This is a genomic window from Chromobacterium rhizoryzae, assembly GCF_020544465.1.
Lineage (GTDB): Bacteria > Pseudomonadota > Gammaproteobacteria > Burkholderiales > Chromobacteriaceae > Chromobacterium.
Genome location: NZ_CP066126.1, coordinates 753,975 through 780,069 on the forward strand (window position 1 = coordinate 753,975; position 26,095 = coordinate 780,069).

General features: G+C 62.7%; 17 protein-coding genes and 3 rRNA genes. 18 read left to right on the top strand and 2 right to left on the bottom strand.

Features of this window, described 5'->3' with window-relative positions:
* Window positions 1-12 precede the first annotated feature (12 nt).
* From JC616_RS03480 to JC616_RS03565, 18 genes are all read left to right on the top strand, one after another.
* Window positions 13-2,625 carry a type VI secretion system Vgr family protein gene (locus JC616_RS03480; protein ID WP_227106728.1) on the top strand — a complete coding sequence of 871 codons (2,613 nt, stop codon included), beginning with the start codon at window positions 13-15 and terminating at the stop codon, window positions 2,623-2,625.
* Window positions 2,626-2,633: 8 nt separating this feature from the next.
* Window positions 2,634-3,419, top strand: a complete 786-nt coding sequence (locus tag JC616_RS03485) for a DUF4123 domain-containing protein (RefSeq protein ID WP_227106730.1) — start codon at window positions 2,634-2,636, stop codon at window positions 3,417-3,419.
* Between the two features lie 2 nt (window positions 3,420-3,421).
* Window positions 3,422-4,006 (top strand): DUF3304 domain-containing protein, encoded by a 585-nt coding sequence (locus JC616_RS03490; protein ID WP_227108528.1) that lies wholly within the window; start codon window positions 3,422-3,424, stop codon window positions 4,004-4,006.
* Window positions 4,000-4,611 (top strand): DUF3304 domain-containing protein, encoded by a 612-nt coding sequence (locus JC616_RS03495; RefSeq protein WP_227106732.1) that lies wholly within the window; start codon window positions 4,000-4,002, stop codon window positions 4,609-4,611. Before JC616_RS03490 ends, JC616_RS03495 begins: the two co-directional genes overlap by 7 nt.
* An 82-nt stretch (window positions 4,612-4,693) precedes the next feature.
* The gene (locus JC616_RS03500) at window positions 4,694-5,257 is read left to right on the top strand and encodes a DUF3304 domain-containing protein (RefSeq protein ID WP_227106734.1); all 564 of its coding nucleotides are present in this window, start codon (window positions 4,694-4,696) and stop codon (window positions 5,255-5,257) included.
* 82 nt (window positions 5,258-5,339) lie between these two features.
* Window positions 5,340-5,900 (top strand): DUF3304 domain-containing protein, encoded by a 561-nt coding sequence (locus JC616_RS03505; RefSeq protein WP_227106736.1) that lies wholly within the window; start codon window positions 5,340-5,342, stop codon window positions 5,898-5,900.
* Window positions 5,888-7,924, top strand: a complete 2,037-nt coding sequence (locus JC616_RS03510; RefSeq protein WP_227106738.1) for a T6SS phospholipase effector Tle1-like catalytic domain-containing protein — start codon at window positions 5,888-5,890, stop codon at window positions 7,922-7,924. Before JC616_RS03505 ends, JC616_RS03510 begins: the two co-directional genes overlap by 13 nt.
* Window positions 7,925-7,962: 38 nt before the next feature.
* Window positions 7,963-9,294 carry a hypothetical protein gene (locus tag JC616_RS03515; RefSeq protein ID WP_227106740.1) on the top strand — a complete coding sequence of 444 codons (1,332 nt, stop codon included), beginning with the start codon at window positions 7,963-7,965 and terminating at the stop codon, window positions 9,292-9,294.
* Window positions 9,295-9,359: 65 nt separating this feature from the next.
* Window positions 9,360-11,219, top strand: coding sequence for a type VI secretion system baseplate subunit TssF (gene tssF / locus JC616_RS03520; protein WP_227106742.1), 1,860 nt, complete (start codon window positions 9,360-9,362; stop codon window positions 11,217-11,219).
* The gene (gene tssG / locus JC616_RS03525; RefSeq protein ID WP_107798035.1) at window positions 11,183-12,208 is read left to right on the top strand and encodes a type VI secretion system baseplate subunit TssG; all 1,026 of its coding nucleotides are present in this window, start codon (window positions 11,183-11,185) and stop codon (window positions 12,206-12,208) included. Before tssF ends, tssG begins: the two co-directional genes overlap by 37 nt.
* A gap of 47 nt (window positions 12,209-12,255) precedes the next feature.
* Entirely contained in the window at window positions 12,256-14,889 is a 2,634-nt protein-coding gene (tssH, locus tag JC616_RS03530) for a type VI secretion system ATPase TssH (protein ID WP_227106744.1), read from the top strand.
* Between the two features lie 12 nt (window positions 14,890-14,901).
* A complete protein-coding gene (locus tag JC616_RS03535) occupies window positions 14,902-16,344 on the top strand; it encodes a hypothetical protein (RefSeq protein ID WP_227106746.1) in 1,443 nt (480 codons plus the stop codon).
* The gene (locus JC616_RS03540; RefSeq protein ID WP_043641377.1) at window positions 16,341-16,604 is read left to right on the top strand and encodes a PAAR domain-containing protein; all 264 of its coding nucleotides are present in this window, start codon (window positions 16,341-16,343) and stop codon (window positions 16,602-16,604) included. Before JC616_RS03535 ends, JC616_RS03540 begins: the two co-directional genes overlap by 4 nt.
* A 33-nt stretch (window positions 16,605-16,637) precedes the next feature.
* Window positions 16,638-17,729, top strand: a complete 1,092-nt coding sequence (tssA, locus tag JC616_RS03545; protein WP_107798038.1) for a type VI secretion system protein TssA — start codon at window positions 16,638-16,640, stop codon at window positions 17,727-17,729.
* A gap of 380 nt (window positions 17,730-18,109) precedes the next feature.
* Window positions 18,110-19,645 (top strand): 16S ribosomal RNA (locus JC616_RS03550).
* A 304-nt stretch (window positions 19,646-19,949) separates the two neighbouring features.
* Window positions 19,950-22,838: ribosomal RNA gene (locus JC616_RS03555) — 23S ribosomal RNA — on the top strand.
* A gap of 123 nt (window positions 22,839-22,961) precedes the next feature.
* A 5S ribosomal RNA gene (gene rrf / locus JC616_RS03560) occupies window positions 22,962-23,076 on the top strand.
* The 16S, 23S and 5S rRNA genes sit together here, the layout of an rRNA operon.
* 295 nt (window positions 23,077-23,371) lie before the next feature.
* Window positions 23,372-24,121, top strand: coding sequence for a carbonic anhydrase family protein (locus tag JC616_RS03565; RefSeq protein ID WP_107798039.1), 750 nt, complete (start codon window positions 23,372-23,374; stop codon window positions 24,119-24,121).
* 27 nt (window positions 24,122-24,148) lie between these two features.
* Here the strand turns inward: JC616_RS03565 and JC616_RS03570 are convergent, their stop codons facing one another.
* Window positions 24,149-24,631, bottom strand: coding sequence for a DUF523 domain-containing protein (locus JC616_RS03570; RefSeq protein WP_227106748.1), 483 nt, complete (start codon window positions 24,629-24,631; stop codon window positions 24,149-24,151).
* Window positions 24,628-26,085: a MocR-like pyridoxine biosynthesis transcription factor PdxR gene (gene pdxR / locus JC616_RS03575; RefSeq protein WP_227106750.1), complete on the bottom strand. Its 1,458-nt coding sequence runs from the start codon at window positions 26,083-26,085 to the stop codon at window positions 24,628-24,630. Before pdxR ends, JC616_RS03570 begins: the two co-directional genes overlap by 4 nt.
* Window positions 26,086-26,095 lie beyond the last annotated feature (10 nt).

A 26,095-nucleotide genomic window follows, 5' to 3' on the forward strand; every position in this document is an offset into this window, starting at 1 on the left:
CAGGTTAACGCCATGGACCCCAGCACCCTGCTCGCCAGCTTCGCCTCCGCCTTCAACCAGGACCAGCGCCTACTCACCCTCAGCCTGGGCGACGGCAGCGTGGCGGCCGAGCAACTGCTGCCGCTGAGCCTGGCCGGCGAAGAAGGCGTGTCCCGGTCTTACGCCTACCAGCTGAGCTGTTTGTCTCCGGACGGCAAGATCGAACTCAAGAGCCTGCTCGGCCTGCCGGCCCGGCTCGGCATCCTGGACGCCGCCGGCGCGGAGAGCCTGCGCTGCGGCGTGGTGTCCAAGGCCGAGTGTCTGGGCTCGGACGGCGGCTTCAGCCGCTACCAGCTGACCATAGAGCCGCCGTTCGCGCTGCTGCGTCATCGCGTCAGCTCGCGGGTGTTCCAGGACCAGTCGGTGCCGGACATCGTCACGCAGATTCTGAGCGAGCATCAGCAGGCCAATCCGGTGTTCGCCCGCGTCCAGGCCCAGGACTTCAAGACCGGCCCGGCGTCGCCGCGCAGCTACTGTCTGCAATACCGCGAGAGCGATTACGACTTCATCGTGCGCCTGCTGCACGAAGAGGGTTACGCCTGGCGTTTCGATCACCTGGACGGCGACACGCCACAAGTGCGCTTGGTCGCCTTCGACGACCCCTACAGCCTGCCGCCGGCCGGCGTCGAGCGGGTGCGTTTCCACCGCAGCGACGCCACCGAAGCCGAAGACGGCCTGACCGAGTGGAATGCCCAACGCCAGATCGTGCCCGGCGCGGTGGCTTTGGCCAGCTTCGACTACCAGCCGGTGCAGACCCAGCACAGCGGCGACGACAGCCGCATCGACCAGGGGCAGAACGGCAAGGCGCTGCAATCCTCCTTGCACGACTACGACCCGCAATCGCTGTACTACGCCGGCGACGCCGACCAGCTCAGCCACTACGCCCAGCTGCGCCAGCAAGCGCATGACCTCAACGCCAAGCAGTTCAGCGGCGGCGGTTCGGTGCGCGGCCTGGCCGCCGGCCAATGGTTCCGCCTGGACGACCATCCGGCCCACGACGGCGACAGCAGCGAACAGCGCGAATTCGTCGTCACCCGCCAAGCCTTAAGCGCGCGCAACAACCTGCCGGCGGACCTCAAAGCGCTGGCAAAAGCCGAGGAAGCCCAACCCTTCCGCGCCGACTTCGACGCCCAGCGTCGCGGCGTGCCGCTGACCCCGGCCTATGCCCACACCGAACTGGCCAAGCCCAAGTCCCGTGGCGTACAGACCGCCACCGTGGTGGGACCGCAAGGCGAGGAAGTCCACACCGACCAGCACGGCCGCATCAAGGTGCAATTCCACTGGCAGCGGCCGGACGAACACCCGAGCATAGGCGCGGGGATGGACGACAAATCCTCCTGCTGGCTGCGCGTGGTCATGCCCAGCGCCGGCGCCGGCTGGGGCCACCAATTCATCCCGCGCATCGGCCAGGAAGTCTTGGTCGACTTCATCGAAGGCGATATCGACCGCCCGGTGATCACCGGCGTGCTCTACAACGGCAGCCACCCGACGCCGGACTTCAGCGGCGCCGGCGCCTTGCCGGCCAACAAAACCCTGTCCGGCATCAAGTCCAAAGAACACCAGGGCGGCCAATACAACGAACTGCTGTTCGACGACACGCCGGGCGAAGTCCGCGCCAAGCTATCAAGCGAGCCGGGCAAAACCCAACTCAACCAAGGCTTCCTCACCCAGCCGCGCAGCAACGGCAAGGCCGAGCCGCGCGGCGACGGCTTCGAACTGCGCACCGACAGCCACGGCGCCATCCGCGCCGGCCACGGCCTGCTGCTGAGCGCCGAAGCGCAGAACGGCGCGTCCGGCAAACAGCTGGCGCGCGAACAGGCGCAAAGCCAGTTGGACGCGGCCCTGGCCCTGAGCCAAAGCCTGGGCGACACCGCCACCGGCCAACAAGCCGACACCATGGAAACCGGGCCGGAAGAAATTGGCGCGGACAACGCCAAAGCCGCCAAGAAAACCGAAGGCCATCTGCAACACCAGGCCGCGGCCTTGAAAGCCTGGGAAGCTGGCAGCAACACCGACAAGGACGGCAAAACCGCCAAGGACCAAGCCGGCCAGCAACCGCTAATCGTGCTGTCCGCGCCGGCCGGCATCGCCAGCTTGAGCCAGCAAAGCCAGACCGTGACGGCGGGGACCAATCTGGATCTGGTGGCGCAGCGCGACACCAACCAAACCTCGGGCCGGCGCTGGCTGCACAATGTGGGCCAGCACATCAGCCTGTTCGTGGCCGGGGTCAAGGATCAGATCGCGCTGAAGCTGATCGCCGCCAAGGGCAAGATCCAGATGCAGGCGCAGAGCGACAGCATCGAGGTCACCGGCGATCAGGACGTCAAGATCACCGCCATCAAGGGCCAGCAGCTGTGGAACGGCAAGAAGGAGATTCTGCTGACCAGCGGCGGCGCTTATGTGCGGATCAAGGACGGCAAGATAGAGCTGCACGCGCCCGGCACCGTCAGCTTCAAGGGCGGAAGCCACGATTGGAGCGGGCCGGCCAGCATGACCCCGCCGTTCCCGCGCTTCCCCAACACCGTCTGCAAGACCTGCATGGCGCAAGGCTTCAAGCAGGCCAATCCCTTGGTGGCGGCTAAATGAGCCCGGCGGTGCTGTTGACCAAACCTTCTTCGGCCGCGTGGCTGGAACGGCTGTTGGAGCAAGCGCGGCAGGCGGAGCTGGAGTGGCTGGACTTCATCGTGGATCAGGGCGATATCGGCGACGCTTGGCAGAGCCGCGCCCCTGCCATGCATATGCCGCGCAGCCTCTTGCTGGAGACCCCGCACGCCGAGGCCGCCGACGAAGGGCCGGCCTTGCTGCGTTTGCCGCTGCACTCCCCGGCTGGATTGGAAAAATGGACGCGGCAGCTGGATAAATGGCAGGGCGAGCCGCGCTTGCTGGCCCTGTTGGGCGATTGGGATTTCGACGCCTTGGCTGAGCGGCTGAGCGCCTGTCTGCAAGCCTCTTGGGACCAGGGCCGACAACAGGGCGTGCTGCGTTTCAACGATCCGCGCGTGTTCGCCGCGGTCAGCGAGGCGCTGGAGCCGGCGCAGCGGCGTTTCCTGTTGGAGCCGGCCTTGCAATGGCATTGGCTGGACCGTGACGGTAACGCCCGCTGTCTGGAGCCGGATGTCGACGTGATGCGGAGTTGGCCGCAGTGGGAGGAGGAGACCCTGAGCCTGTCGCCGTCGCAGATTGACGAATTGATGGTCTGGCACCAGGCGGAAAGCTGGCGTCAGGATCATCTGCTGACGCCGTCGATGTACGGGCTGAGCTCGCAGGAAGAACTGATGGCGCGGCTGGCGGCGGCGCACCGGGCGGCGGACCGGGCCAAGCTGTGGTCGGAGCCGGAACGCCAGCCCTTGATCGAGCGCCGCTTGAGAGAGCCGGCGTGAGCATGGCCGCGGCCTGGGCGCGTTTTTGCGGGTGGCTGATTTTGCTGCTCCTGTCCGGCTGCACGACATCGCCCAAAACCATAGGCGTCGGCGCGCGGGTGGTGAATACCATGGCCGGCGCCGAGATTGTGCATGCCAGTTTTAACGGTCAGGCCATAGGCGGTTCCGGCGGCGAAGAGTGTTGCATCAGCCTGCCGGCGCAGTGGCGGCCGGGCATGACGGCGACGATAGAGTGGGTGAAGGATCCTAGTCCTGGGGTAAATCCAGGAGGGCGGCGTGCGCCGTCTTGGAATCTGGATGGAACGACGCCGCCGGAGTGGCGCCACTGGCTGAAGGAACACCAGGCTAACTATGTCCGCCATCGGCTTACGCTCCCCGTGCCGGCCTATGAGGATACTTGTGGTTTGTCCCTGGTGTTTTTGCCTTGCGATGAGGTGTATCCGCTGATTGACTGCCGGCAGCGCCAGCAAGTGTTTAGCGGTTTGCGGGAGAAAACCTCGGCAGAGTGGCGGCAGGAGCTGGCGCGACGCCTGGGCGGTCGCATGCGCTGCGACGCGCCGGCGGAATCCGGCAAGGGTGGATGGTGATGCGAGTGCCAAACCGTGGCGAGATGGCTGCGGTGCACATGCCATGGCTGGCGTGGGGCGCTTGTGGCGTCTTGGCTTTGGGGCTGGCGGCTTGCCAGAACATCGCGCCGCCCAAAACCCTAGGCGCTGGCGCGCGAGTGGTGAATACCGTGGCGGGCACGTCGATTGTGCGCGCCAGCTTTAACGGCCAGAGCATGGGCGGTGGTGGAGGCGAGGAGTGCTGTGTCAGCCTGCCGGAGCAATGGCGGCCGGGCATGACGGCGACGATAGAGTGGGTGAAGGATCCGAGTCCGGAGCTTAATCCTGATGGGCGACGTGCGCCGCCTTGGAGTCCGGATGGGACGACGCCGCCGGAGTGGCAGCGTTGGATGAAAGAGCATCAAGCGAACTATGTTCGCCGCAAGGTGACGACGGCGGTGCCCAGGTATGAAACCGTCTCTTCCTTGGTTCTGGTGTTCCTGCCTTGCGACGAGGTGTATCCGTTGATTGATTCGGCGGAGCAGGGCCGGGCGTTTGGCGGTCTGAGAGGGCTGGCTTCGTCGGAGTGGGACGATGAAGTCATTCGCCGTTTGGGGGCAGGGAAGGTCTGTGCGGCAGGCAGATGAATTCGACGGGCTTGGCCATGTGCGTTTGGCGTGTTGGCAGTGTGACTGAGTCAATCCGTATTTCCGCATGGAGGATAAAACCATGACGAGGATCGCTTTAACGATTGGTTTGCTGCTGCTGGCCCTGGCCCTGGCCGGGTGCCGGAGCATGGAGCGGCCCAAAACCCTAGGCGCCGGCGCGCGAGTGGTGAATACCGTGGTGGGCACGTCGATTGTGCATGCCAGCTTCAATGGCCAGGGCATGGGCGGTGGTGGAGGCGAGGAGTGCTGTGTCAGCCTGCCGGAGCAATGGCGGCCGGGCATGACGGCGACGATAGAGTGGGTGAAGGATCCGAGTCCGGAGCTTAATCCTGATGGGCGACGTGCGCCGCCTTGGAATCCCGACGGGACGACGCCGCCGGAGTGGCAGCGTTGGATGAAAGAGCATGAAGCGAATTATGTTCGCCGCAAGGTGACGATGGCGGTGCCCAAGTATGAAAAAGTGTCTTCCCTGGTTCTGGTGTTCCTGCCTTGCGATGAGGTGTATCCGCTGATTGATTCGGCGGAGCAGGGCCGGGTGTTGGGCGGCTTGCGTGGTCGTGAAGACCGTTATCCGGAGATGATCCGTCGGCTGGGTGGTCGGCAGACGTGTTCGGGAGGTGGATGATTCCCGGCTAGAGCCAGTTCCTGTCAGGCGATGGTTTTGGAATGGAACGGCAAATCGGAATTTAGCATTGAGGGTGAAAACGATGAAATGGTTCTCTATTAGTGCATGGCTGTTCTTGACCCTGAGCCTGCTTGGATGTCAAAGCATGGCGCAGTCCAAAACTATAGGCGCTGGCGCGCGGGTGGTAAACGCGATGCCAAAGGCGGAAATTGTACGCGCCAGCTTTAATGGCCAAGCAATTGGCGGTTCTGGTGGCGAGGAGTGCTGCATCAATTTACCGGAAAAGTGGCAGCCAGGTATGACGGCAACAATCGAGTGGGTGAAAGATCCTAGCCCAGGGGTGAATCCGGGAGGAGAAAAGCCTCCGCCAAGAGGAAAGTATGGTTCTATCACTGCCGAAGGTTCTAAGTGGTTTGAGAGACACGAGGCGAATTATATCAACCGTAAGGTAACAATCTCTATTCCACGTTATGAAAATACTTGTGGTTTATCGTTGGTGTTCATGCCTTGCGATGAGGTATATCCAGTGATTGATTGTGGCCAGCGTCAGAAAGTATTTAGCAACTTGCGCAATAAAACCTCTTCCGAGTGGAGGCAAGAAGTAGTGAGACGCTTGGGAGGGAGACAGCAATGCCAGCAATAATTGCTCCGGGATTTCCGCGAGAGGGTTACCTGCCCACCAATTTGCAAAGCGTCATACAGCGGAGAAGTGAACAGCAGCGTGATGTCGACCTTGCCAAATGCCTAGCGAGGCAGGAGGGACAACCATCACCTTGTGTACAGGTGCTACATACCAGCCTGTTTTTTGATGGCACCAATAATCATGGCCCTTCGGATGACAAAGCCGATCCGGTGAATAGCAGCAATGTACGTCGTCTTTTCAATGCGTCTATTGGTAATGGTGAAGGCAACGAGTGGGGGTATTACAGCTTTTATATTCAAGGTGTTGGAACAGTATTCAAGGAAATCGGCGAGGATAAGCCTAGCAGCAGTGGCTTGAGTTTTGCCTCGGGGGGCGAAGACCGCATTCTGTGGGGGATTACTCGAATCGTCAGCGCATTGCAGGTGGCGATGGGGGATCCGGTAATGTCCGACGCCACGGCTCTCCAATTAATCAAAGACATGCAGTACACCTATGAGGAAGACGACAAAGGCGTCAAAAAACGCAGCAGCACCACGTTGGCGCAACGCCGCGCGGTGATGCAGAAAGTGTTGGCGCCGATTGTCGCCAAGCGCGAAGCCGACTACAAGCCGGAAATCCTGCGCATCAAGTTGTACATCTATGGCTTCTCGCGCGGCGCGGCCGAGGCGCGCTCCTTCCTGTGGCGGCTGCGCGAATTAATGGACGTCGAGGTCGGCACGCTGTGCGGCATCCCCGTCGCGGTGGAGTTTCTCGGCCTGTTCGACACCGTGGCCTCGGTGGGGCTGACTGAGCTGGCGCCGGGGGCGGAAGGCCATATGGGCTGGGCCGACGGCACGATGAAGCTACCGCCGGAGGCAGGCTATCTGAAGCGCTGCGCGCATCTGGTCAGCGCGCACGAGCAGCGGCTGTGCTTTCCGCTGGACTCGGTGGCCATCGCCAACCGCAGTTATCCCGGCTGCGTGTTGGGTGAATGGGTCTACCCCGGCATGCATAGCGATGTGGGCGGCGGTTATCCGCCCAAGGATCAGGGCAAGGCGCGCGAGGGGCAGGGCATGCTGTTGTCGCAACTGCCCTTGCTGCATATGTATCGGCTAGCTTTTGATGCAGGAGCGCCCTTGCAGGCAGATAAGGCCTTGCTGAAGGATGCCAATGCGGAGCAATTGGCCATGCTGGAGGGGCGCGAGCCCTGGCGCTTTATGAGCGATGTGACAAGCCGCTTGTTTATTTATAACGAGGAGTTAATCCAACGCTTCGAAGCCTGGCGTCAGCATGCCGGCAGCGGCGCGTCGCTGGAAGACCTGCTGCAGTGGCAGACCGCGCAGATCACCGCCTGGCGCATCGCCCGTTACGCAGGCGGCGTCGACGAGAAAGGCGGGCCGGGTTATCGCAACGCCGAGTTTTACAAAAACTCCCAGGACACGCCCAAGTGGCTGGTGAACGCGCAGGAGTCGGAGTGGAAGGCGCAGCGCCGCAAAGGCGTTGCCACCGGGGTGACGCTGAAGCCTAAGGGAAAAGAGGCGGACGCGAGCCAGGTTTCGGAGGGTTTCAAACCTAACCTCAATAAGCAGTACGAGCCGGTGATGGATCAGACCCAGTTGCGGGAAGGGGCCAAGGACTTCGCCGACGATTACATGGGCCGAACCTCGCTGTCCTTCAACCTGATTGGCGGCTTCGCCACCTTCTTCACCGGCTTGTCCCGCCCGTTCAGCGACGATTGCCAGGCGGAACTGGTCATGCTGCGGGAGGATGGCAATGATTTGTACCCGGCGGTGGTCAAGGACGAGAAGCTGATGGCGCTGTACGACGAGCATGTGCACGACTCCCGCGCCTGGTTCATGCATTACGCGCTGGGCAAGCGCGAACCTCACGGCACTTATCTGCGTTACCGCACGGTGTTCTTCACCGACGGCAACAGCAATAAGAAGCCGATCTGCCAGGCGCCGCGAGCGCAGGAGATCCGGCGCGAGCAGCAACGCCAGGCCGAGGAACGGCGGGGCGAGCGTATTGGGGGAGGCCGGCATTGAGCCCGGCGCATCGACTTCATGGCGAGAGGGTTTCAAGAATGAACAAGCGAGCCTGGCGGGTTTGCGCCGCTTTGCTTTTGGGCTGCCTCTGCGCGCCGGTGCAGGCCGCCGCGCCGGACAAGGCGGCCGGCACCTATGTGCCGGCCGACGAGGACTGGTTGCCCAGCAGCCTGGTTCTGCTGCCTTCGGGCCAGTTTGAATGGTTCATCAAGGGCAGCGGCGCGCGCACGGTGCGCGGCGATTGGACGCGCGGGCGGGGACGGATCGTCCTGCGCGCGGCGGCAGGCGGCGAAGCGCCGGCCTACCGGCAATTGCCCTATGCCTCCGGCCGCTTCATGGCTGCGGACCGCTACGACGAGGCGATGATGACGGTGGCGGTGCTGGCGGCCGGCCGCATGGGCGTGGCGGGAACGGAGGCCCTGCTGGAAGACGATCAAGGCCGGCAAGTGGAGGCCGAGGCCACCCGGACGCCGGGCTATCTGATCGCCTGGCAGCCTAAGGCATGGGGAGCGTGGCGCAAGGTGGGCCTGCGCCTGGCCGGATCCGGGCAAGCTTGGCAGTGGTTCGAGGTGGACGCCGCCGGCAGGACGGAGCGGGCGGCCGGTTTCGAGCTGAGCAACGCCGACGCGGTGCAGCCCCTGTTCCGCCAGGCGGAGCTGGAGATCCAGGCGGACGGCGGCTTGACGATGCCCAAGCCGGCCCCTGAGATTCCGGTGCGCTCCGCGTTGCGCTACCGCAAATTGGACCGTCCGCTGACGGCGGCGCAATTGGCCGGGCATTATCGGATGGAGAGCCGGACGGAGTCCGAGCTGGCTTTGCAGGCTGACGGCCAGGCTTCCTGGTCCTTGTTGGCCAGCCGCGCTTATTATCTGGAGGGCCGTTGGCGGGTGAGCAACGGCCTGGTGACGGTGGAGGCGCAATTGCCTGCTCAGGCGCCCAAGTACCGCCTGATGTCGGATGCGGAAATGAATGTGCGTCAGCCGGCCACGGCGCGGCAATTGATCGCCATCGTCGGCCAGCCGCGCGTGGGCGGGGCGGCCGGCATCGAGGTCCGCTTCGAGGCGGCGGGCAAAACGCTGGGACAGGCGGTCAGCCAGGCCAGCGGCGATGCGATCCTGGATTGGGACGGCAAGGCCGACGACTGGACCCGCGTGGCCTTGCGGCGTCAGGGCAGCGCCGATGCCTGGACCTGGCTGGAGGTGCCGGCCGCGCGCCGCGCGGACCGCCTGCTGGCCATCGCCGTCGACGACCTGGGGCTGAGCCGGCCGGCGATTCCCTCCTTGATCTTCGGCCTGGGCGAGGATGGCGGTTTGCTGCTGCGCGAGCCGCTGAACCATGACCTGGAAAAGTATTTCAAAACCAAGAAGTAGCGGTTTCCCGCCGGCGGCCAGCCCGCCGGCGCAACCGGACAACAATAGATGTGACGTGAGCCTTAATGCTTGAATCCTTATTGCCGTATTACGAACGCGAACTCGGACACCTGCGCCAGCTGTCCGGCGAGTTCGCGCGCCGCTATCCCAAGATCGCCGGCCGTCTGCAAATGGAAGGCGACCAGTGCGAAGACCCGCACACCGAGCGGCTGATCGAGTCCTTCGCCTTCCTGGCCGCGCGCATCCACAAGAAGCTGGACGACGAATATCCGGAGGTGGCGGCCAGCTTCCTCAATGTGCTCTACCCGCATTATCTGCAGCCGATTCCTTCCGCCACCATCGTGCAGTTCGAATGCGATCCGCAGCGGCCGGAAATCGCCAAGCGCTACCGGGTGGAGCGCGGCCAGCCGGTGCACGCGCCGGCGATGCAGGGCGTGGTGTGCAAATTCCGCAGCGCCTATCCGGTGGACCTGTATCCGCTGTCGCTGACCGAGGCCAAGCTGGAGCTGACCAGCGGCTCGCCCTATCTGCGCCAGCTGGCGCCGGACGCGGCGGCGGTGCTGACGCTGGAGTTCCATACTCACGGCGGCCTAGCGCTCAACGCCATCGGCCTGCAATCGCTGCGCTTCTTCCTGGACGGCGAGCCGGCGCTGATGCATCTGCTGTACGAAATGCTGCTGTCCAATGTCCTGAGCGTCAGCGTGGGCGACGGCAGCGAAGACCCGGCCCGCACGCGCAAGCTGCCGGCGGACAGCCTGCGGGCGGTGGGTTTCGGCCGCGAGGAAGGTCTGCTGGACTACGACGAACGCTCCTTCATGGGCTACCGGCTGCTGACCGAATACTTCTGCTATCCGGACAAATTCCTCTTCGTCGATCTGCTGCGCTTGGACAAGGCGGTGGCGCGGCTGGACGGCGACAAGCTGGTGCTGCGGATCTTGCTGGACGAATACCCGGACAGCGAGCGTCACAACCGGCTGCAGACCCAGTTGCAGGCCCAGCACATGAAGCTGGGCTGCACGCCCATTGTCAACCTGTTCACCCAGCCGGGCGAGCCCATCCGCGTCACCCACCAGAAAGCCAGTTACCCGGTGCTGGTGGACGCGCGCAAGCAGCAGGCTTACGAGGCGATCCAGATCAAGCGCGTGGTGAGGGTGGAGAAATCCGGCGACGGCGAAAGCAGCGAGGAAGTGCCGTCCTTCTACGCGATACGCCACGGCAGCGAAAAAAAGACGCCGCGCTTTTATTGGCACGCCAGCCGGGAGCCCTCGCCGCGCCAGAGCGACAAGGGCACGGATCTGGAGCTGCACCTGGCGGACCTGGAGTTCAACGCGGTGCGGCCGGCCACCGAGGTGCTGAGCCTGGAACTGCTGTGCAGCAACCGTGATCTGCCGGAGCAGATTCCCTTTGGCGGCAGCCAGTCCACCCAGCGGACGGATTTCTCGCTGCCGGGCCATTCCGTGGTCAAGCGCGTGCGCCTGTTGCGCAAGCCCAGCGCCAGCCAGCGTTGCCCGCTGGGGCGCGCGGTGCAGTGGCGGCTGGTGTCGCATCTGTCGCTTAACTACATGTCCATCGTGGATTCCGGCTGCGCCGCCTTGCAGGAAATGCTGGCCTTGTACAACCTGACCGATTCCCCGGTGAACGTGCGCCAGATCCAGGGCGTGGTGGGGATAGAAAGCCAGCCGGCGGTGACCCGCGTGTCCGGCCGCGATTTCAGCGGCTTTGTCCGCGGCAGCGAAATCCGCCTGACGCTGGACCCGGATTACTACGTCGGCGGCAGCGTTTATCTGTTCGCCGCGGTGCTGGAGCGTTTCTTCGCGCTGTATTGCGCGCCTAATAGTTTCACCCGCCTGCGGGTGCATGCGGTTCAACAAGACGAGGAGGTAGCCTCATGGCCAGCCCGAGCCGGCGAAGCCCTCGTGATCTGAAACTGGAGCTGGCGCGCGACGCCAGCCAGTTCGGTTTTTTCCAGGCGGTGCGCATCCTGGGCCTGTCCGCGCGCAAGCGCGGCGAGCGCCGCGGCCGGCTGCCGGCCAGCTTGCGCTTCCGCTCGCTGGCCTCGCTGTCCTTCCCGCCCAGCGAGCTGTGTCGTTATCAGCCGGCCAAGGAGCCGGAGCAGCTGGACGCCACCGACGAGATGACGGTCAGCTTCATCGGGCTGACCGGGCCCAGCGGCGCCTTGCCCACCAGTTATACCGAGCTGCTGCTGGAGCGCCGCCAGCAGTACAAGGACGGATCGCTGCACGCCTTCCTGGACATCTTCAGCCATCGCGCTACCGCCTTGTTCTTCGGCGCCTGGCGCAAATACCGCTATTGGCTGGAAGTGGAGGCCGGCGAGCGCGACGGTTTCACCCGCAATCTGCTGGACCTGGGCGGCCTGGGCCTGTCCCAGCTGCGCAAGCAGATGGGGCCGGACGCGAGCCTGGACGAAAACCTGTTCATCTATTACGCCGGCCTGCTCAGCCAGAAGCCCTTGTCGGCGCAGGCGCTGGAAACGCTGATCCAGGGCTTTTTCGGCGTGGACGCCGCATTGGAGCAATTCATCGGCCAGTGGATGCAGGTGCCGGCTGCGGAGCAAAGCCGGCTTGGCGACAGCGAGAGCGAGCTGGGCGTGTCCTTGTTCGCCGGCGCCCGGGTTTGGGACCGTCAGACCAAGCTGCAGCTGCGCTTGGGCAGCATGCGCCGCGCCCAGTTCGAAGCCCTGCTGCCCGGCGGCCCCGGCGCGCAGGCCTTGCAGGCGCTGCTGCAATTCGCCGTCGGCCACAATCTGGCGGCCGACGTCAGCCTGGTGCTGGACAAGCGCGACGTGCCGGCGGCGCAGCTGGGCGGCCCGGCGGACCTGCGCCTGGGCGGCAATTGCTGGCTGGGCCCGCAGAAGCAAGATCCTGAAGACATGCGCTACGCGCTGCTGCATTGAGCGGCGCGAGCGGAATCGACTTTTCATTTTGAGCGTATTGGAACGATATGTCCGTATCCCTGAAAGCCCTGATCGACAGGCTGACCCCCACCGCCCGCCAGGCGATTGAGCAGGCGGCCAGCCGCGCGCTGGCGCGCACGCATTTCGAAATCGAGATCGAACACGCGCTGCTGGCGATGTTCGACCAGGACAACAACGCCGCGCTGGCGGCGCTGCACGCGCTGGGCGCGGACCTGCCGCGCATCGAGCGCGAGCTGGAAGCCGCGCTGGACGCCTTCCGCAGCGGCAATACCCGCAATCCGGTGCTGTCCGGCTGGCTGCCCAAGTGGCTGGAAAAAGCCTGGCTGCTGGCCAGCGCGGAACAGGGGCAGGACGATGTGTCCACCCTGGACCTGCTGCTGGCGCTGTGGCAGGACGAGGCGCTGCGCGGCGCGTTGCAGTCCGGCTCCGCCGCGCTGGCGCGCCAGGACGCCGGCCGCCTGCAGGGCGCTTACGCCGCCTTGCGTCAGCACGGCGGCGAGGCCTCGGCCAACGCGCCGGCCGCCGAAGCCGGCGCGGAGCCGACGATGGCCGCGCCCGCGGCCGGCAAGCGCGGCAGCCCGGCGCTGGACAAATACACGATAGACCTGACTGCCCAGGCCAAGGCCGGCAAGATCGACCCCATTCTGGGACGCGACGTTGAAATCCGTCAGATGATAGACATCCTGATGCGTCGCCGGCAGAACAACCCCATCCTCACCGGCGAGCCGGGCGTGGGCAAGACCGCGGTGGTGGAAGGCCTGGCGCGCAAGATCGTGCACGGCGAAGTGCCGCCGGTGCTGGCCGGCGTCACCCTGCGCACCCTGGACCTGGGCCTGTTGCAGGCCGGCGCCAGCGTCAAGGGCGAGTTTGAAAACCGCCTGCGTCAGGTGATAGACGAGGTCAAGGCCAGCCCGGTGCCCATCATCCTGTTCATCGACGAGGCCCACACCTTGATCGGCGCCGGCGGCGCGGCGGGCCAGAACGACGCGGCCAACCTGTTGAAACCGGCGCTGGCGCGCGGCGAGCTGCGCACCATCGCCGCCACCACCTGGGCCGAGTACAAAAAGTACTTTGAAAAAGACGCCGCGCTGGCGCGCCGCTTCCAGGTGGTGAAGGTAGAAGAACCGGCGCCGGAAATCGCCGTGCAGATGGTGCGCGGTCTGACCCCGGCGATGGCCGAGCACCACAAGGTGGAAATCCTCAACGAGGCGGTGGCCGCCGCCGTGCATCTGTCCAGCCGCTACATCGCCGGCCGCCAGCTGCCGGACAAGGCCATCAGCGTGCTCGACACCGCCTGCGCCCGCGTGGCGCTGTCGCGCGCCGGCAAGCCGGGGCCGATCGAAGACGTGTCGGTGCTGATAGACAATATCGACCGCGAAGTGGCCGCGCTGCAGCGCGAAGAAGGCCACGCCGAACGCATCGCGGAGCTGGAAGCCCAGCGCGCCGAACTGCAGGCGGACCTGGAGAAACTGCACGCCGCCTGGGACGAACAGCAAAAGCTGGTGGCGGAGATCGACGAGCTCAAACAGCGGCAGGCCGAGGCCAAGCCGGCCAAGGGCAAGAAGCTCAGCCCGTTGCAGACCAAGCGCAAGGCGCTGCGCGAACTGCAGAAGCTCCAGCCGCTGGCCTTCGAGTGCGTGGACGAGAGCGTGATCGCCGACGTGATTTCCGGCTGGACCGGCATCCCGCTGGGCCGCATGGTCAGCAATGAGCTGGAGCAGGTGCAGAAGCTGGCTGCGCTGCTGGGCGCGCGCGTCATCGGCCAGGATCACGCCTTGGAGCAGATCGCCGAGCGGGTGCAGATCGCCAAGGCCAATCTGGAAGACCCGGGCAAGCCCAAGGGCGTGTTCCTGCTGGTGGGGCCGTCCGGCGTGGGCAAGACCGAAACCGCGCTGGCGTTGGCCGAGGCCTTGTACGGCGGCGAGCGCAATCTGATCACCATCAATATGTCGGAATACCAGGAAGCGCACAGCGTCTCCGGCCTCAAGGGCTCGCCGCCGGGCTATGTCGGTTACGGCGAGGGCGGGGTGTTGACCGAGGCGGTGCGGCGCAAGCCCTACTCGGTACTGCTGCTGGACGAGGTGGAGAAAGCCCATCCGGACGTGATGGAACTGTTCTTCCAAGTCTTCGACAAAGGCCTGCTGGAAGACAGCGAAGGCCGCGAAGTCGATTTCAAGAACACCATCATCCTGCTGACCTCCAACGCCGGCTCTGATCTGGTGATGCGCGCCTGCGAGCACGGCGTCACCGTCGAGGGCGAAACCCGCGACCCGACGCCGGAAGACCTGGTGGAGATTTTGCGGCCCACCTTGCAAAGCGTGTTCAAGCCGGCCTTCCTCGGCCGCCTGACCATCGTGCCCTATCTGCCGATCAGCGACGAAGTGCTGCGCGCCATCGTCGGCCTCAAACTGAACAAAATCCGCCAGCGCATCGCCGACAACCACGGCGCGCAAGTGGAGTTCCCGGAGGAACTGGCGGAACAGATGGCGGCGCGTTGCCTGGACGTGGACAGCGGCGCGCGCAACGCCGACGCCATCCTGACCCGCACCCTGCTGGCGCAGATCTCCAGCGACCTGCTGGCGCGCATGGCTTCCGGCCGCCCGGTGAAGAAGATCGCCGTCTCGCTCAAGGGCGAGCAGGTCAAAGTGCGGTTGAGCTGAGGAAACGCGTCCATGTGGAAAATGTTGGGCCTGTTCGGGGTCAGCACCGTCGCCTGGTGGGGGCTGCTGTGGCTGGTGTTGCCGCAAAGCTGGCAGCGCATCAGCCCGTCGGCCATTCTGCTGCTGCACCTGGGGCCGCCGATGTTGCTCAGCGCCGGCGTCAAGCTATGGGGCTATCTGAAGGAAAAGCGCGCCAAGCAGGAAGAGGCCGAGCAAGAGAGCGCGGCCGAGGCCGAGCGCCAGTCCGCGCGCGAGGCCGCGCGCGAACGGCATCTGGCCGAGCTGCGCGAACGCCAGGCCGTGGTGGACTGCCGCTGGTTGTGGGCGCGCGCCGTGCCGGCCCATGGCGAGCCGGACTGGCTGGCGGAAGCGCCGGACGGCTGTCTGTGGTCCTGCCTGGACGCGGCCGACCTTGACGCCGACGAGGCGCTGGAAGGACTGCGGCCGCATGTGACCGAGGCCTTGCAGGAACTCTACGCCGTCGCGCCCGGCGCGGCCTGGCTGCCGCTGGTGATGGAAGTGGTGCCCAGCCTGTCCGGCATCGAACAGATCGCCGCGGTCAAGGAATGGCAGACGGTCGCCATGGCCGAAACGCTGGACGACGGCGAATGGCCGGCGCCGGAAGCGCGCTTCCTGGCGGGCGCCGGCACCGGCACGGTGGCGGACCGCGCGCGGCAGTTGCTGCAACAACAGCCGGAACTGCCGGGCGTGATCATGCTGGGCGCCGACGCACCCTTGCTGACGCGGGGCGGCGAAGAGCTGGACGAGAGCGACCCCGCCACGGCGGAACGTCTGCGCTGGCTGGGCAAGCCGGGCCTAGCCGTCGCCGTCATGCTGTTCCTGCGCGAGCAATTGCCGGAGCCCGATTTGGGCCCCGTCGCCGTGGCCGAGGGCGCCGATCCTTATCAGCCTTATTGGGAAAAAGACTTCAGCCGCGCGGGCGGCAGTTGGGGCGTGGTGCCGGCCCGTCATCAGGCCGGCCTGGCCGAGCTGCCGGTCTTGGCCCAATTGGGCCAGTCCAGCGCGGCCGCTGCGCCGCAGGAGCGCGCCTTGCAACTGACGCGGCAACTGCAACCGGTGCTGGACAACGCCTTGGTCAACGCCGCGCTGCTGGACTACCCGTTCAGCCCGGAGGACGCCAAGCCGGAAAACGATAAGGCGGCCAGCCTGGGCTGGCTGGTGCACAACGGCGGCGACGTAGACGCCGGCGGCGTGCGCCTGGCCGCCATCGCCAGCGCCTTGAACCGCCACGCGGTGGAGCTGCACCCCATCGACGAGGCCAGCAATCTGGCGCGGGAGTGGGGCGACGTCGGCGTCGCCGCCGACGCCATGCTGGCCGCCGCCGCCGTCAGCCACAGCGCGCGCCTGGCCGCTCCGGCCCTCATTACTCAATTCAGCAACGATCATGTGGCGCTGGCCATGGCCAGACCGCCGCGCGAGGAGGCCACAGCATGAAACGCGTGATCCGATTGGGCGACCCCACCGATCATGGCGGCAAAGTCGTCAGCGCCGCATCCAGCACCACCTTGTTCGGCAAGCAGGTCGCCTGTCTGGGCGACGCCGTCACCTGCCCGCAGCAAGGGCACGTCAACTGCACCATCGTGGAAGGCGACCCCAGCTGGGTGGTCGGCGGCAAGCCGGTGGCGCTGGAAGGCCATAAAGTCAGCTGCGGCGCCTCGCTGATCTCCACCATGCCGGAAGTCGGCAAGGGCTGATCGCAACACCTCTATATATAGAAGCCACAAAGCATGGAAAACATCGAACAAACAGTGCAGCAATTGCTGGTCCCCATCCCCGGCGGCTGGCCGGCGGGGGAGGACCTGGCTTACTCCACGCTTTTCGACCAGATTCGCGAAGCCCGCCGCAGCGACGACCCGGGCCTGTCCCAAGGCGATTGGGAACAGACGCTCAAAACGGCGGAATGGCCCAAAGTCATCCGCCTGTGCGAAGACGCGCTGAGTCAGAACAGCAAAGACCTGCAACTGCTGGCCTGGTACGCGGAAGCCCAGGTCCAGGCCAACGGCGTTCCCGGCCTGACCCTGGGCCTGGCCGCGCTGGAAGGCTGGCTGCGCCAATACTGGGACAGCGGCTATCCTGAACTGGACCCGCACGATCTGGACGAGCGCGTCGGCAAGCTGGAGTGGCTGAATCAGCAACTGGGCCTGGCCATCCGCAACGTGCCGCTGCTGAAACCGGAGTTCGGCGCTTACGGCTGGAACGACTGGCAGCAATCGCGCGACGTGGAAAACCTGGGCTTGAAAGACGCCGAATCCAAGGCCGCGGCCATCGCCGAGGGCAAGCTCTCCGGCGACGAGTTCGAAAAGAGCGCCAACCTGTCCGGCCACGCCTGGTTCCAGAGCCAGGCTGAGGCGCTGGTCCAGGCACTGGGCCGCTATGAAGCGCTGGACGAGCAAGTGGACCAGCGCTTCGGCGGCGAAGCGCCCAGCCTGGCGGAGATCCGCAACGGCATCTACGCCTGCCAGGATCTGGTGTTGCGCTACCGTCAACAAACCGCGCCGGCCGGCGTTACGCCGGCTCCCGTCGAACCCGCCGTGGAAAGAAAAGCCGTGACTCAAAGCTATAGCGCGCCCACCCCCGCCGCTTCGGCGGCGCCCGTCGCCTTCAACGGTCAGATCCGTAGCCGCCAGGAGGCGGTGCAGATGTTGAGCGAAGTCGCCCGTTACTTCCGCAGCAACGAACCGCATAGCCCGGTGGCCTTATTGGCCGAACGCGCGGCGCGCTGGGCCGAGATGAGCTTGGAAGAATGGCTGCTGCACGTGGTCAAGGACGATTCCACGCTGAATCAGCTGCAAGAACTGCTGGATGTGAGAAAGGATTAAGCGGTTTCAGGCCTCCGCAACCGTGCGGGCCGGCGAAGCGCCGGCCCGTTTTTCATGGTTCGGCGGGGTAGGGAAGACGTGTCGGCAAATACCCTTTCCGGATATTGCTTGCCGCATCAAGGGTTTGCCCTGCGGTGCCCGCTTTTGTTGAGGTTTTTCTCGCAAAAGGTGTTGACGGGTTTAGGGGTCTGACGTATAGTTCGCCTCCTCAGCAGACAACGCAGCGACGGAAACGAAACGCAGCGATCTGCACCGATCTTTAACAGAACGAATAACCGATAGGTGTAAGTGCTCGGTCGATGACCAAACACTTGCACTGCAAGACGAGAAATGTCTCGATGTTTCTTTGATCTTGCGTGCCAGAAAATTTGCTTGGAATTGAACTGAAGAGTTTGATCCTGGCTCAGATTGAACGCTGGCGGCATGCTTTACACATGCAAGTCGAACGGTAACAGGGTGCTTGCACCGCTGACGAGTGGCGAACGGGTGAGTAATGCATCGGAATGTACCGTGTAATGGGGGATAGCTCGGCGAAAGCCGGATTAATACCGCATACGCCCTGAGGGGGAAAGTGGGGGACCGAAAGGCCTCACGTTATACGAGCAGCCGATGTCTGATTAGCTAGTTGGTGAGGTAAAGGCTCACCAAGGCGTCGATCAGTAGCGGGTCTGAGAGGATGATCCGCCACACTGGGACTGAGACACGGCCCAGACTCCTACGGGAGGCAGCAGTGGGGAATTTTGGACAATGGGCGCAAGCCTGATCCAGCCATGCCGCGTGTCTGAAGAAGGCCTTCGGGTTGTAAAGGACTTTTGTCCGGGAGCAAATCCTAGTGGTTAATAACCGCTGGGTCTGAGAGTACCGGAAGAATAAGCACCGGCTAACTACGTGCCAGCAGCCGCGGTAATACGTAGGGTGCAAGCGTTAATCGGAATTACTGGGCGTAAAGCGTGCGCAGGCGGTTGTGCAAGTCTGATGTGAAAGCCCCGGGCTTAACCTGGGAACGGCATTGGAGACTGCACGACTAGAGTGCGTCAGAGGGGGGTAGAATTCCGCGTGTAGCAGTGAAATGCGTAGAGATGCGGAGGAATACCGATGGCGAAGGCAGCCCCCTGGGATGACACTGACGCTCATGCACGAAAGCGTGGGGAGCAAACAGGATTAGATACCCTGGTAGTCCACGCCCTAAACGATGTCAACTAGCTGTTGGGGGTTTGAATCCTTGGTAGCGTAGCTAACGCGAGAAGTTGACCGCCTGGGGAGTACGGCCGCAAGGTTAAAACTCAAAGGAATTGACGGGGACCCGCACAAGCGGTGGATGATGTGGATTAATTCGATGCAACGCGAAAAACCTTACCTGGTCTTGACATGTAACGAACGCCGCAGAGATGTGGTGGTGCCCGAAAGGGAGCGTTAACACAGGTGCTGCATGGCTGTCGTCAGCTCGTGTCGTGAGATGTTGGGTTAAGTCCCGCAACGAGCGCAACCCTTGCCATTAGTTGCCATCATTAAGTTGGGCACTCTAATGGGACTGCCGGTGACAAACCGGAGGAAGGTGGGGATGACGTCAAGTCCTCATGGCCCTTATGACCAGGGCTTCACACGTCATACAATGGTCGGTACAGAGGGTCGCGAAGCCGCGAGGTGGAGCCAATCTCATAAAACCGATCGTAGTCCGGATCGCACTCTGCAACTCGAGTGCGTGAAGTCGGAATCGCTAGTAATCGCAGATCAGCATGCTGCGGTGAATACGTTCCCGGGTCTTGTACACACCGCCCGTCACACCATGGGAGTGAGTTTCACCAGAAGTGGGTAGGCTAACCGTAAGGAGGCCGCTTACCACGGTGGGATTCATGACTGGGGTGAAGTCGTAACAAGGTAGCCGTAGGGGAACCTGCGGCTGGATCACCTCCTTTCTAGAGAAGGTTGTTGATCGAGTACTTACAGCCTATCGGTTATTCGCGAGTTTGAGTCTCGCGATCAGAGTGCTTGGATGAGTACTGTGATCGCGTTGTTTGAACGCACTGATCTTTAACAAACTGAAGAAGCCGAATATATAAAGACGGCGAGAAGGAAGCGTAGAGTTAACTCTTTACGCGGACGGATCGTCATCTTGGGTATTTGATTGTATCTAGGCTACGTCGCCATATCAAAAGGGGCGGTGTAGTCGTCGCACAAACACACTTGTTGTTTTGGTGATCTAGGTTACTGAAATGATAGGGTCAAGCGACTAAGTGCATCTGGTGGATGCCTTGGCGATCATAGGCGAAGAAGGACGTGTAAGCCTGCGAAAAGCGCGGGGGAGCTGGCAATAGAGCTTTGATCCCGCGATGTCCGAATGGGGAAACCCCTCCGCAAGGAGATCCCAGACTGAATCCATAGGTCTGAGGAGGCGAACGCAGCGAACTGAAACATCTAAGTAGCTGCAGGAAAAGAAATCAACCGAGATTCCGTTAGTAGTGGCGAGCGAACGCGGAAGAGCCTGTACGTGTTATGGATTGTGTTAGTGGAAGGTTCATGGAAAGGACCGCCATAGTGGGTGATAGCCCCGTACACGAAAACGCATTCCAAGGACTAGGCGTACGATAAGTAGGGCGGGACACGAGAAATCCTGTCTGAAGATGGGGGGACCATCCTCCAAGGCTAAATACTCATGATCGACCGATAGTGAACCAGTACCGTGAGGGAAAGGCGAAAAGAACCCCGGGAGGGGAGTGAAATAGAACCTGAAACCGGATGCATACAAACAGTGGGAGCGGACTTGTTCCGTGACTGCGTACCTTTTGTATAATGGGTCAGCGACTTACGTTCAGTAGCGAGCTTAACCGAATAGGGGAGGCGTAGGGAAACCGAGTCCGAATAGGGCGCTTTAGTTGCTGGGCGTAGACCCGAAACCGAGTGATCTATCCATGGCCAGGATGAAGGTGCGGTAACACGCACTGGAGGTCCGAACCCACTAGTGTTGCAAAACTAGGGGATGAGCTGTGGATAGGGGTGAAAGGCTAAACAAACTCGGAGATAGCTGGTTCTCCCCGAAAACTATTTAGGTAGTGCCTCATGTATCACTTCCGGGGGTAAAGCACTGTTATGGCTAGGGGGTCATTGCGATTTACCAAACCATGGCAAACTCTGAATACCGGAAAGTGCGAGCATGGGAGACAGACGGTGGGTGCTAACGTCCATCGTCAAGAGGGAAACAACCCAGACCGCCAGCTAAGGTCCCAAATGATCAGTTAAGTGGTAAACGAGGTGGGAAGGCATAGACAGCCAGGATGTTGGCTTAGAAGCAGCCATCATTTAAAGAAAGCGTAATAGCTCACTGGTCGAGTCGTCCTGCGCGGAAGATGTAACGGGGCTCAAACTGATAACCGAAGCTGCGGATTTGCACGTAAGTGCAGATGGTAGGGGAGCGTTCTGTAGGTCTGTGAAGGTGTCTCGTAAGGGATGCTGGAGATATCAGAAGTGCGAATGCTGACATGAGTAGCGATAAAGCGGGTGAAAAGCCCGCTCGCCGAAAGCCCAAGGTTTCCTACGCAACGTTCATCGGCGTAGGGTGAGTCGGCCCCTAAGGCGAGGCTGAAAAGCGTAGTCGATGGGAAACGGGTTAAAATTCCCGTACTTTTATGCAGTGCGATGTGGGGACGGAGAAGGTTAGGTCATCAGACTGTTGGAATAGTCTGTTTAAGCCGGTAGGCTGGGGTGGTAGGCAAATCCGCCGCCCCTTAAGGCCGAGACGTGATGACGAGGGTCTACGGACCTGAAGTGACTGATACCACGCTTCCAGGAAAAGCCACTAAGCTTCAGCTGCATAAGAACCGTACCGCAAACCGACACAGGTGGGCAGGATGAGAATTCTAAGGCGCTTGAGAGAACTCAGGAGAAGGAACTCGGCAAATTGATACCGTAACTTCGGGAGAAGGTATGCCTCTTAGAGTGAATCCCCTGCGGGAGGAGCTTTGAGAGGTCGCAGAGAATCGGTGGCTGCGACTGTTTAACAAAAACACAGCACTGTGCCAACACGAAAGTGGACGTATACGGTGTGACGCCTGCCCGGTGCTGGAAGGTTAAGTGATGGGGTGCAAGCTCTTGATCGAAGCCCCAGTAAACGGCGGCCGTAACTATAACGGTCCTAAGGTAGCGAAATTCCTTGTCGGGTAAGTTCCGACCCGCACGAATGGCGTAACGATGGCCACACTGTCTCCTCCTGAGACTCAGCGAAGTTGAAGTGTTTGTGAAGATGCAATCTCCCCGCTGCTAGACGGAAAGACCCCGTGAACCTTTACTGTAGCTTTGCATTGGACTTTGAACAGACTTGTGTAGGATAGGTGGGAGGCTATGAAGTGGGAACGCTAGTTCTCATGGAGCCGTCCTTGAAATACCACCCTGGTGTGTTTGAGGTTCTAACCTTGGTCCGTGATCCGGATTGGGGACAGTGCATGGTAGGCAGTTTGACTGGGGCGGTCTCCTCCCAAAGTGTAACGGAGGAGTTCGAAGGTTACCTAGGTACGGTCGGAAATCGTGCTGATAGTGCAATGGCAAAAGGTAGCTTAACTGCGAGACCGACAAGTCGAGCAGGTGCGAAAGCAGGACATAGTGATCCGGTGGTTCTGAATGGAAGGGCCATCGCTCAACGGATAAAAGGTACTCCGGGGATAACAGGCTGATACCGCCCAAGAGTTCACATCGACGGCGGTGTTTGGCACCTCGATGTCGGCTCATCACATCCTGGGGCTGTAGCCGGTCCCAAGGGTATGGCTGTTCGCCATTTAAAGTGGTACGTGAGCTGGGTTCAAAACGTCGTGAGACAGTTTGGTCCCTATCTGCAGTGGGCGTTGGAAGTTTGACGGGGGCTGCTCCTAGTACGAGAGGACCGGAGTGGACGCACCTCTGGTGTACCGGTTGTGACGCCAGTCGCATTGCCGGGTAGCTAAGTGCGGAAGAGATAACCGCTGAAAGCATCTAAGCGGGAAACTCGCCTGAAGATGAGACTTCCCTGAGGGCTTGACCCTCCTGAAGAGTCGTTCGAGACCAGGACGTTGATAGGTCGGGTGTGGAAGCGCTGTGAGGCGTTAAGCTAACCGATACTAATTGCTCGTGAGGCTTGATCCTATCATTTGAGTGGCTTGGGAAACCGAGTGACGAGATAGTGGTTGTGCGACACAATTGAATACCGAATATATGTGGGTTGATCGAGTATCGACCTAGGCTTCTTCAAGTTTGTACCAGTTTATGTCTGGTGGCCATAGCGAGGTGGTCCCACGCCTTCCCATCCCGAACAGGACCGTGAAACGCCTTAGCGCCGATGATAGTGTGGCATTCGCCATGTGAAAGTAGGACACCGCCAGACGCCCCATTGCAAAGCCCAGCTCACTCGAGCTGGGCTTTATGCATTGTGCTGTTGAACGGCGACACGGAAGCCTCCCCAAAGGGAGGCTTTGTTGCGTCCGGACGGAGCCGCCGCTTCTCCTTATCTTCCGTTTTCCTTCTCTTTTCCTGGCTTGTTGTTGGGTGCTGATGCGGCAAACGCCATACCCATGTCTTAATTGCGGGTTTGATGAACTAAGTCGCCGGTGATCATCTAAATAAATAGTTACTGAATAAAATTAAAAAACTTTATACCACTGCACTAGGAAAGGACGCGAATGAGCGAGCATCTGTGTCGGGAAGGCCATTGCGGCGAAACCATAGGCCGGCGGACGGTGATGAAAACCGCGCTGGGCGCGGCGGCGCTATTTGCCATCGGCGCCAACGGGGGCGTGAACGGCGTGGCTTACGCGGCGTCTTTGAGCAAGACGCAGCGGGACGCGATGACGCCGGAGCAGGTGCTGGCGGAGATGGCCAAGGGCAATGAACGTTTCCGTACCGGCAAGCCGATGCAGCACGATTACCTGGCGCAAAAGCGTTCCAGCGCCGAGGGGCAATACCCCGCCGCGGTGGTGCTCAGCTGCATAGACTCGCGCGCGCCGGCGGAAATCGTGATGGACGCCGGCATAGGCGACACCTTCAATTCGCGGGTGGCCGGCAATGTGGTGAATGACGACTTGCTGGGCAGCATGGAGTTCGCCTGCGCGGTTGCCGGCGCCAAGGTGGTGCTGGTGATGGGGCATACCGCCTGTGGGGCGATCAAGGGGGCGATAGACCACGTGGAGCTGGGCAATCTGACCGGCTTGCTGGCGCGCATCCGCCCGGCGATTGCGCAGACCCGCTACGAGGGCGAGCGCAGCAGCAAGAACGCGGAGTTTGTCGACGCGGTGGCGCGCAGCAATGTGCTGCATACCATTGATCAGATCCGCAAGCGCAGCGATGTGCTGGCCAAGCTGGAGAAGGAGGGCCGGATCAAGATCGCCGGCGCCATGTACCATTTGAGCGGCGGCCGCCTCGAGTTTCTGTAAGCGCCGTCGATAGGGGGCCGGCGGCGTTCAGCTCGCCGGCGCTCTCAGCCCCGCCATGTCTTCCTCCGAACAGACCTCGATGCCGGCCTGCCGCAATAGGCTGGCGGCCACGCCTTCCCCGTCCTTGAGCGTGCCGGAAAACTCGCCGTCGTAGATGCGGCGCGTGCCGCAGGAGGGGCTGTTGGCTTTCAACAGCGCTTGTCGGCAGCCATGGGCTTGCGCCAGACGCAGGCATGCCTGGGCGCCGCGCAGAAAGGCGGCGCTGACGTCTTCGCCTGCGGCGGTTTCCACGGTGGCCTGGCCGCGCAAGGCGGCCGCGCCGTCGCCGCCGCGCAGTTCCGCCGCCGGCCTAGGCGTGGGCAGCCCGCCCATGCATTCGGGACAGGCGGAGATCAGGGTGAAATCCCGGCGCAATCGCGCCCAGTCCCGTTCAGCCAGCGGTTTGGCCTGGCCGTCGTAGCGCACGGGCTGCCCCAGCAGGCAGGCGCTGACCAGCAAAGTCGGTTTCATTTCCATCGCGTTTCCAATAGCGCCGCCAGCTTGAGCGCTGCGGCGTGAAGTTCTTGTTCCTCCACGCCTGCGTAGCCCAGCACCAGCCCGCTGCGGTCCGGCCGTCCGATGAAGTGCTTGGCCAGCGGGCGCAGCCACAGTTGCTGCCGGGCGGCGGCCTGGCTGAGTTCCTCTTCGTCGAAGCCGGCGGGCAGTTGCGCGACCAAGTGCAGGCCGGCTTCGCCTGCGGACAGCGGCAGCGCGTCTCCCAAGGCGCGCTGCAGGGTGCCGCGCAGCAGTTGTTGCCGCAGTTGGTAGAGTTCGCGCATATGTTTAATGTGGCGGGCGAAATGGCCTTGTTCGATGAAATCGGCCAAGGCCGCCTGCACCTGATAATTGCCTTCCCGGTACAAGCGCGCCTGCACGCGGCGGAACGGTTCCACCAATTCTTCCGGCAGGATCAGATAGCCCAGGCCCAGCGCCGGAAACATCACTTTGCTGAAGGTGCCGAGATAAATGACGCGTTCGCTGTCGGCCAGGCCTTGCAGGGAGGCGATGGGGTGGGTGGCGTAGCGGAATTCGCTGTCGTAGTCGTCTTCGATGATCCAGCTGTCGTGCTGTTTGGCTAATTGCAGCAGCGCGAGCCGCCGCGCCAGCGACATGACGACGCCGGTCGGGTATTGGTGGGACGGCGTGATGTAAATCAGGCGCGGCGGCGCGGTCTGATGTGCGGGCGTCGGGGCCATGCCCTGGGCGTCGACCGGGATCGGGACGATGTCCAATTCCGACGCGCGCAGCGCGGCTTGTGCGCCGCTGTAGCCGGGGTCTTCCACCCAGGCGGCGTCGCCGGGGTCGGCCAATAGCCGTGCGAGTAATTCCAGCCCTTGTTGCGCGCCCTGGATGATGACGATTTGCTCCGGCTGGCAGCGCACCGAGCGCGATAGATACAGGTATTGGCTGAGGGAACGCTTGAGCTCGGGCAGGCCGCCGTCGTGGCGATAATGAAGATGATCCAGTTGCGGACGCTGGATATGGTGTTGCAGGCAACGCTGCCACTGGGCGTGGGGGAATTGCTTCAGTTCCGGCGTGCCGGGGGCGAAGGCGCCAGCCAACCCGGTGGGCAGCGAGCACTGCCCGGAGACGCGTTGGCCGCGCTGAGACAGCCCCGGGTGTTGCGGAGCGCGCTGAGGCGGCGAGGCGCTGGGGCTGAACAGGGCGGCGACATAAGTGCCGGAGCCGTGGCGGCTTTCCAGATAGCCTTCGGCAGCCAGTTGCTCGTAGGCGTTGAGAATGGTGTTGCGGCCCAGCGCCAGCTCCGCCGCCAGCGCACGGCTGGCGGGCAAGGGCGCGCCGCCGGCCAGCTGACCGGCGCGGATCAGTTCGCGCAATAAACGGTAGAGCTGGCGCGCCAAACTTTCGGCGCCCTGGCGTTGCAAGCGCTGACGCAGGAAATCGATCAACCACTCGGCGGACAAAGTGGTTCCT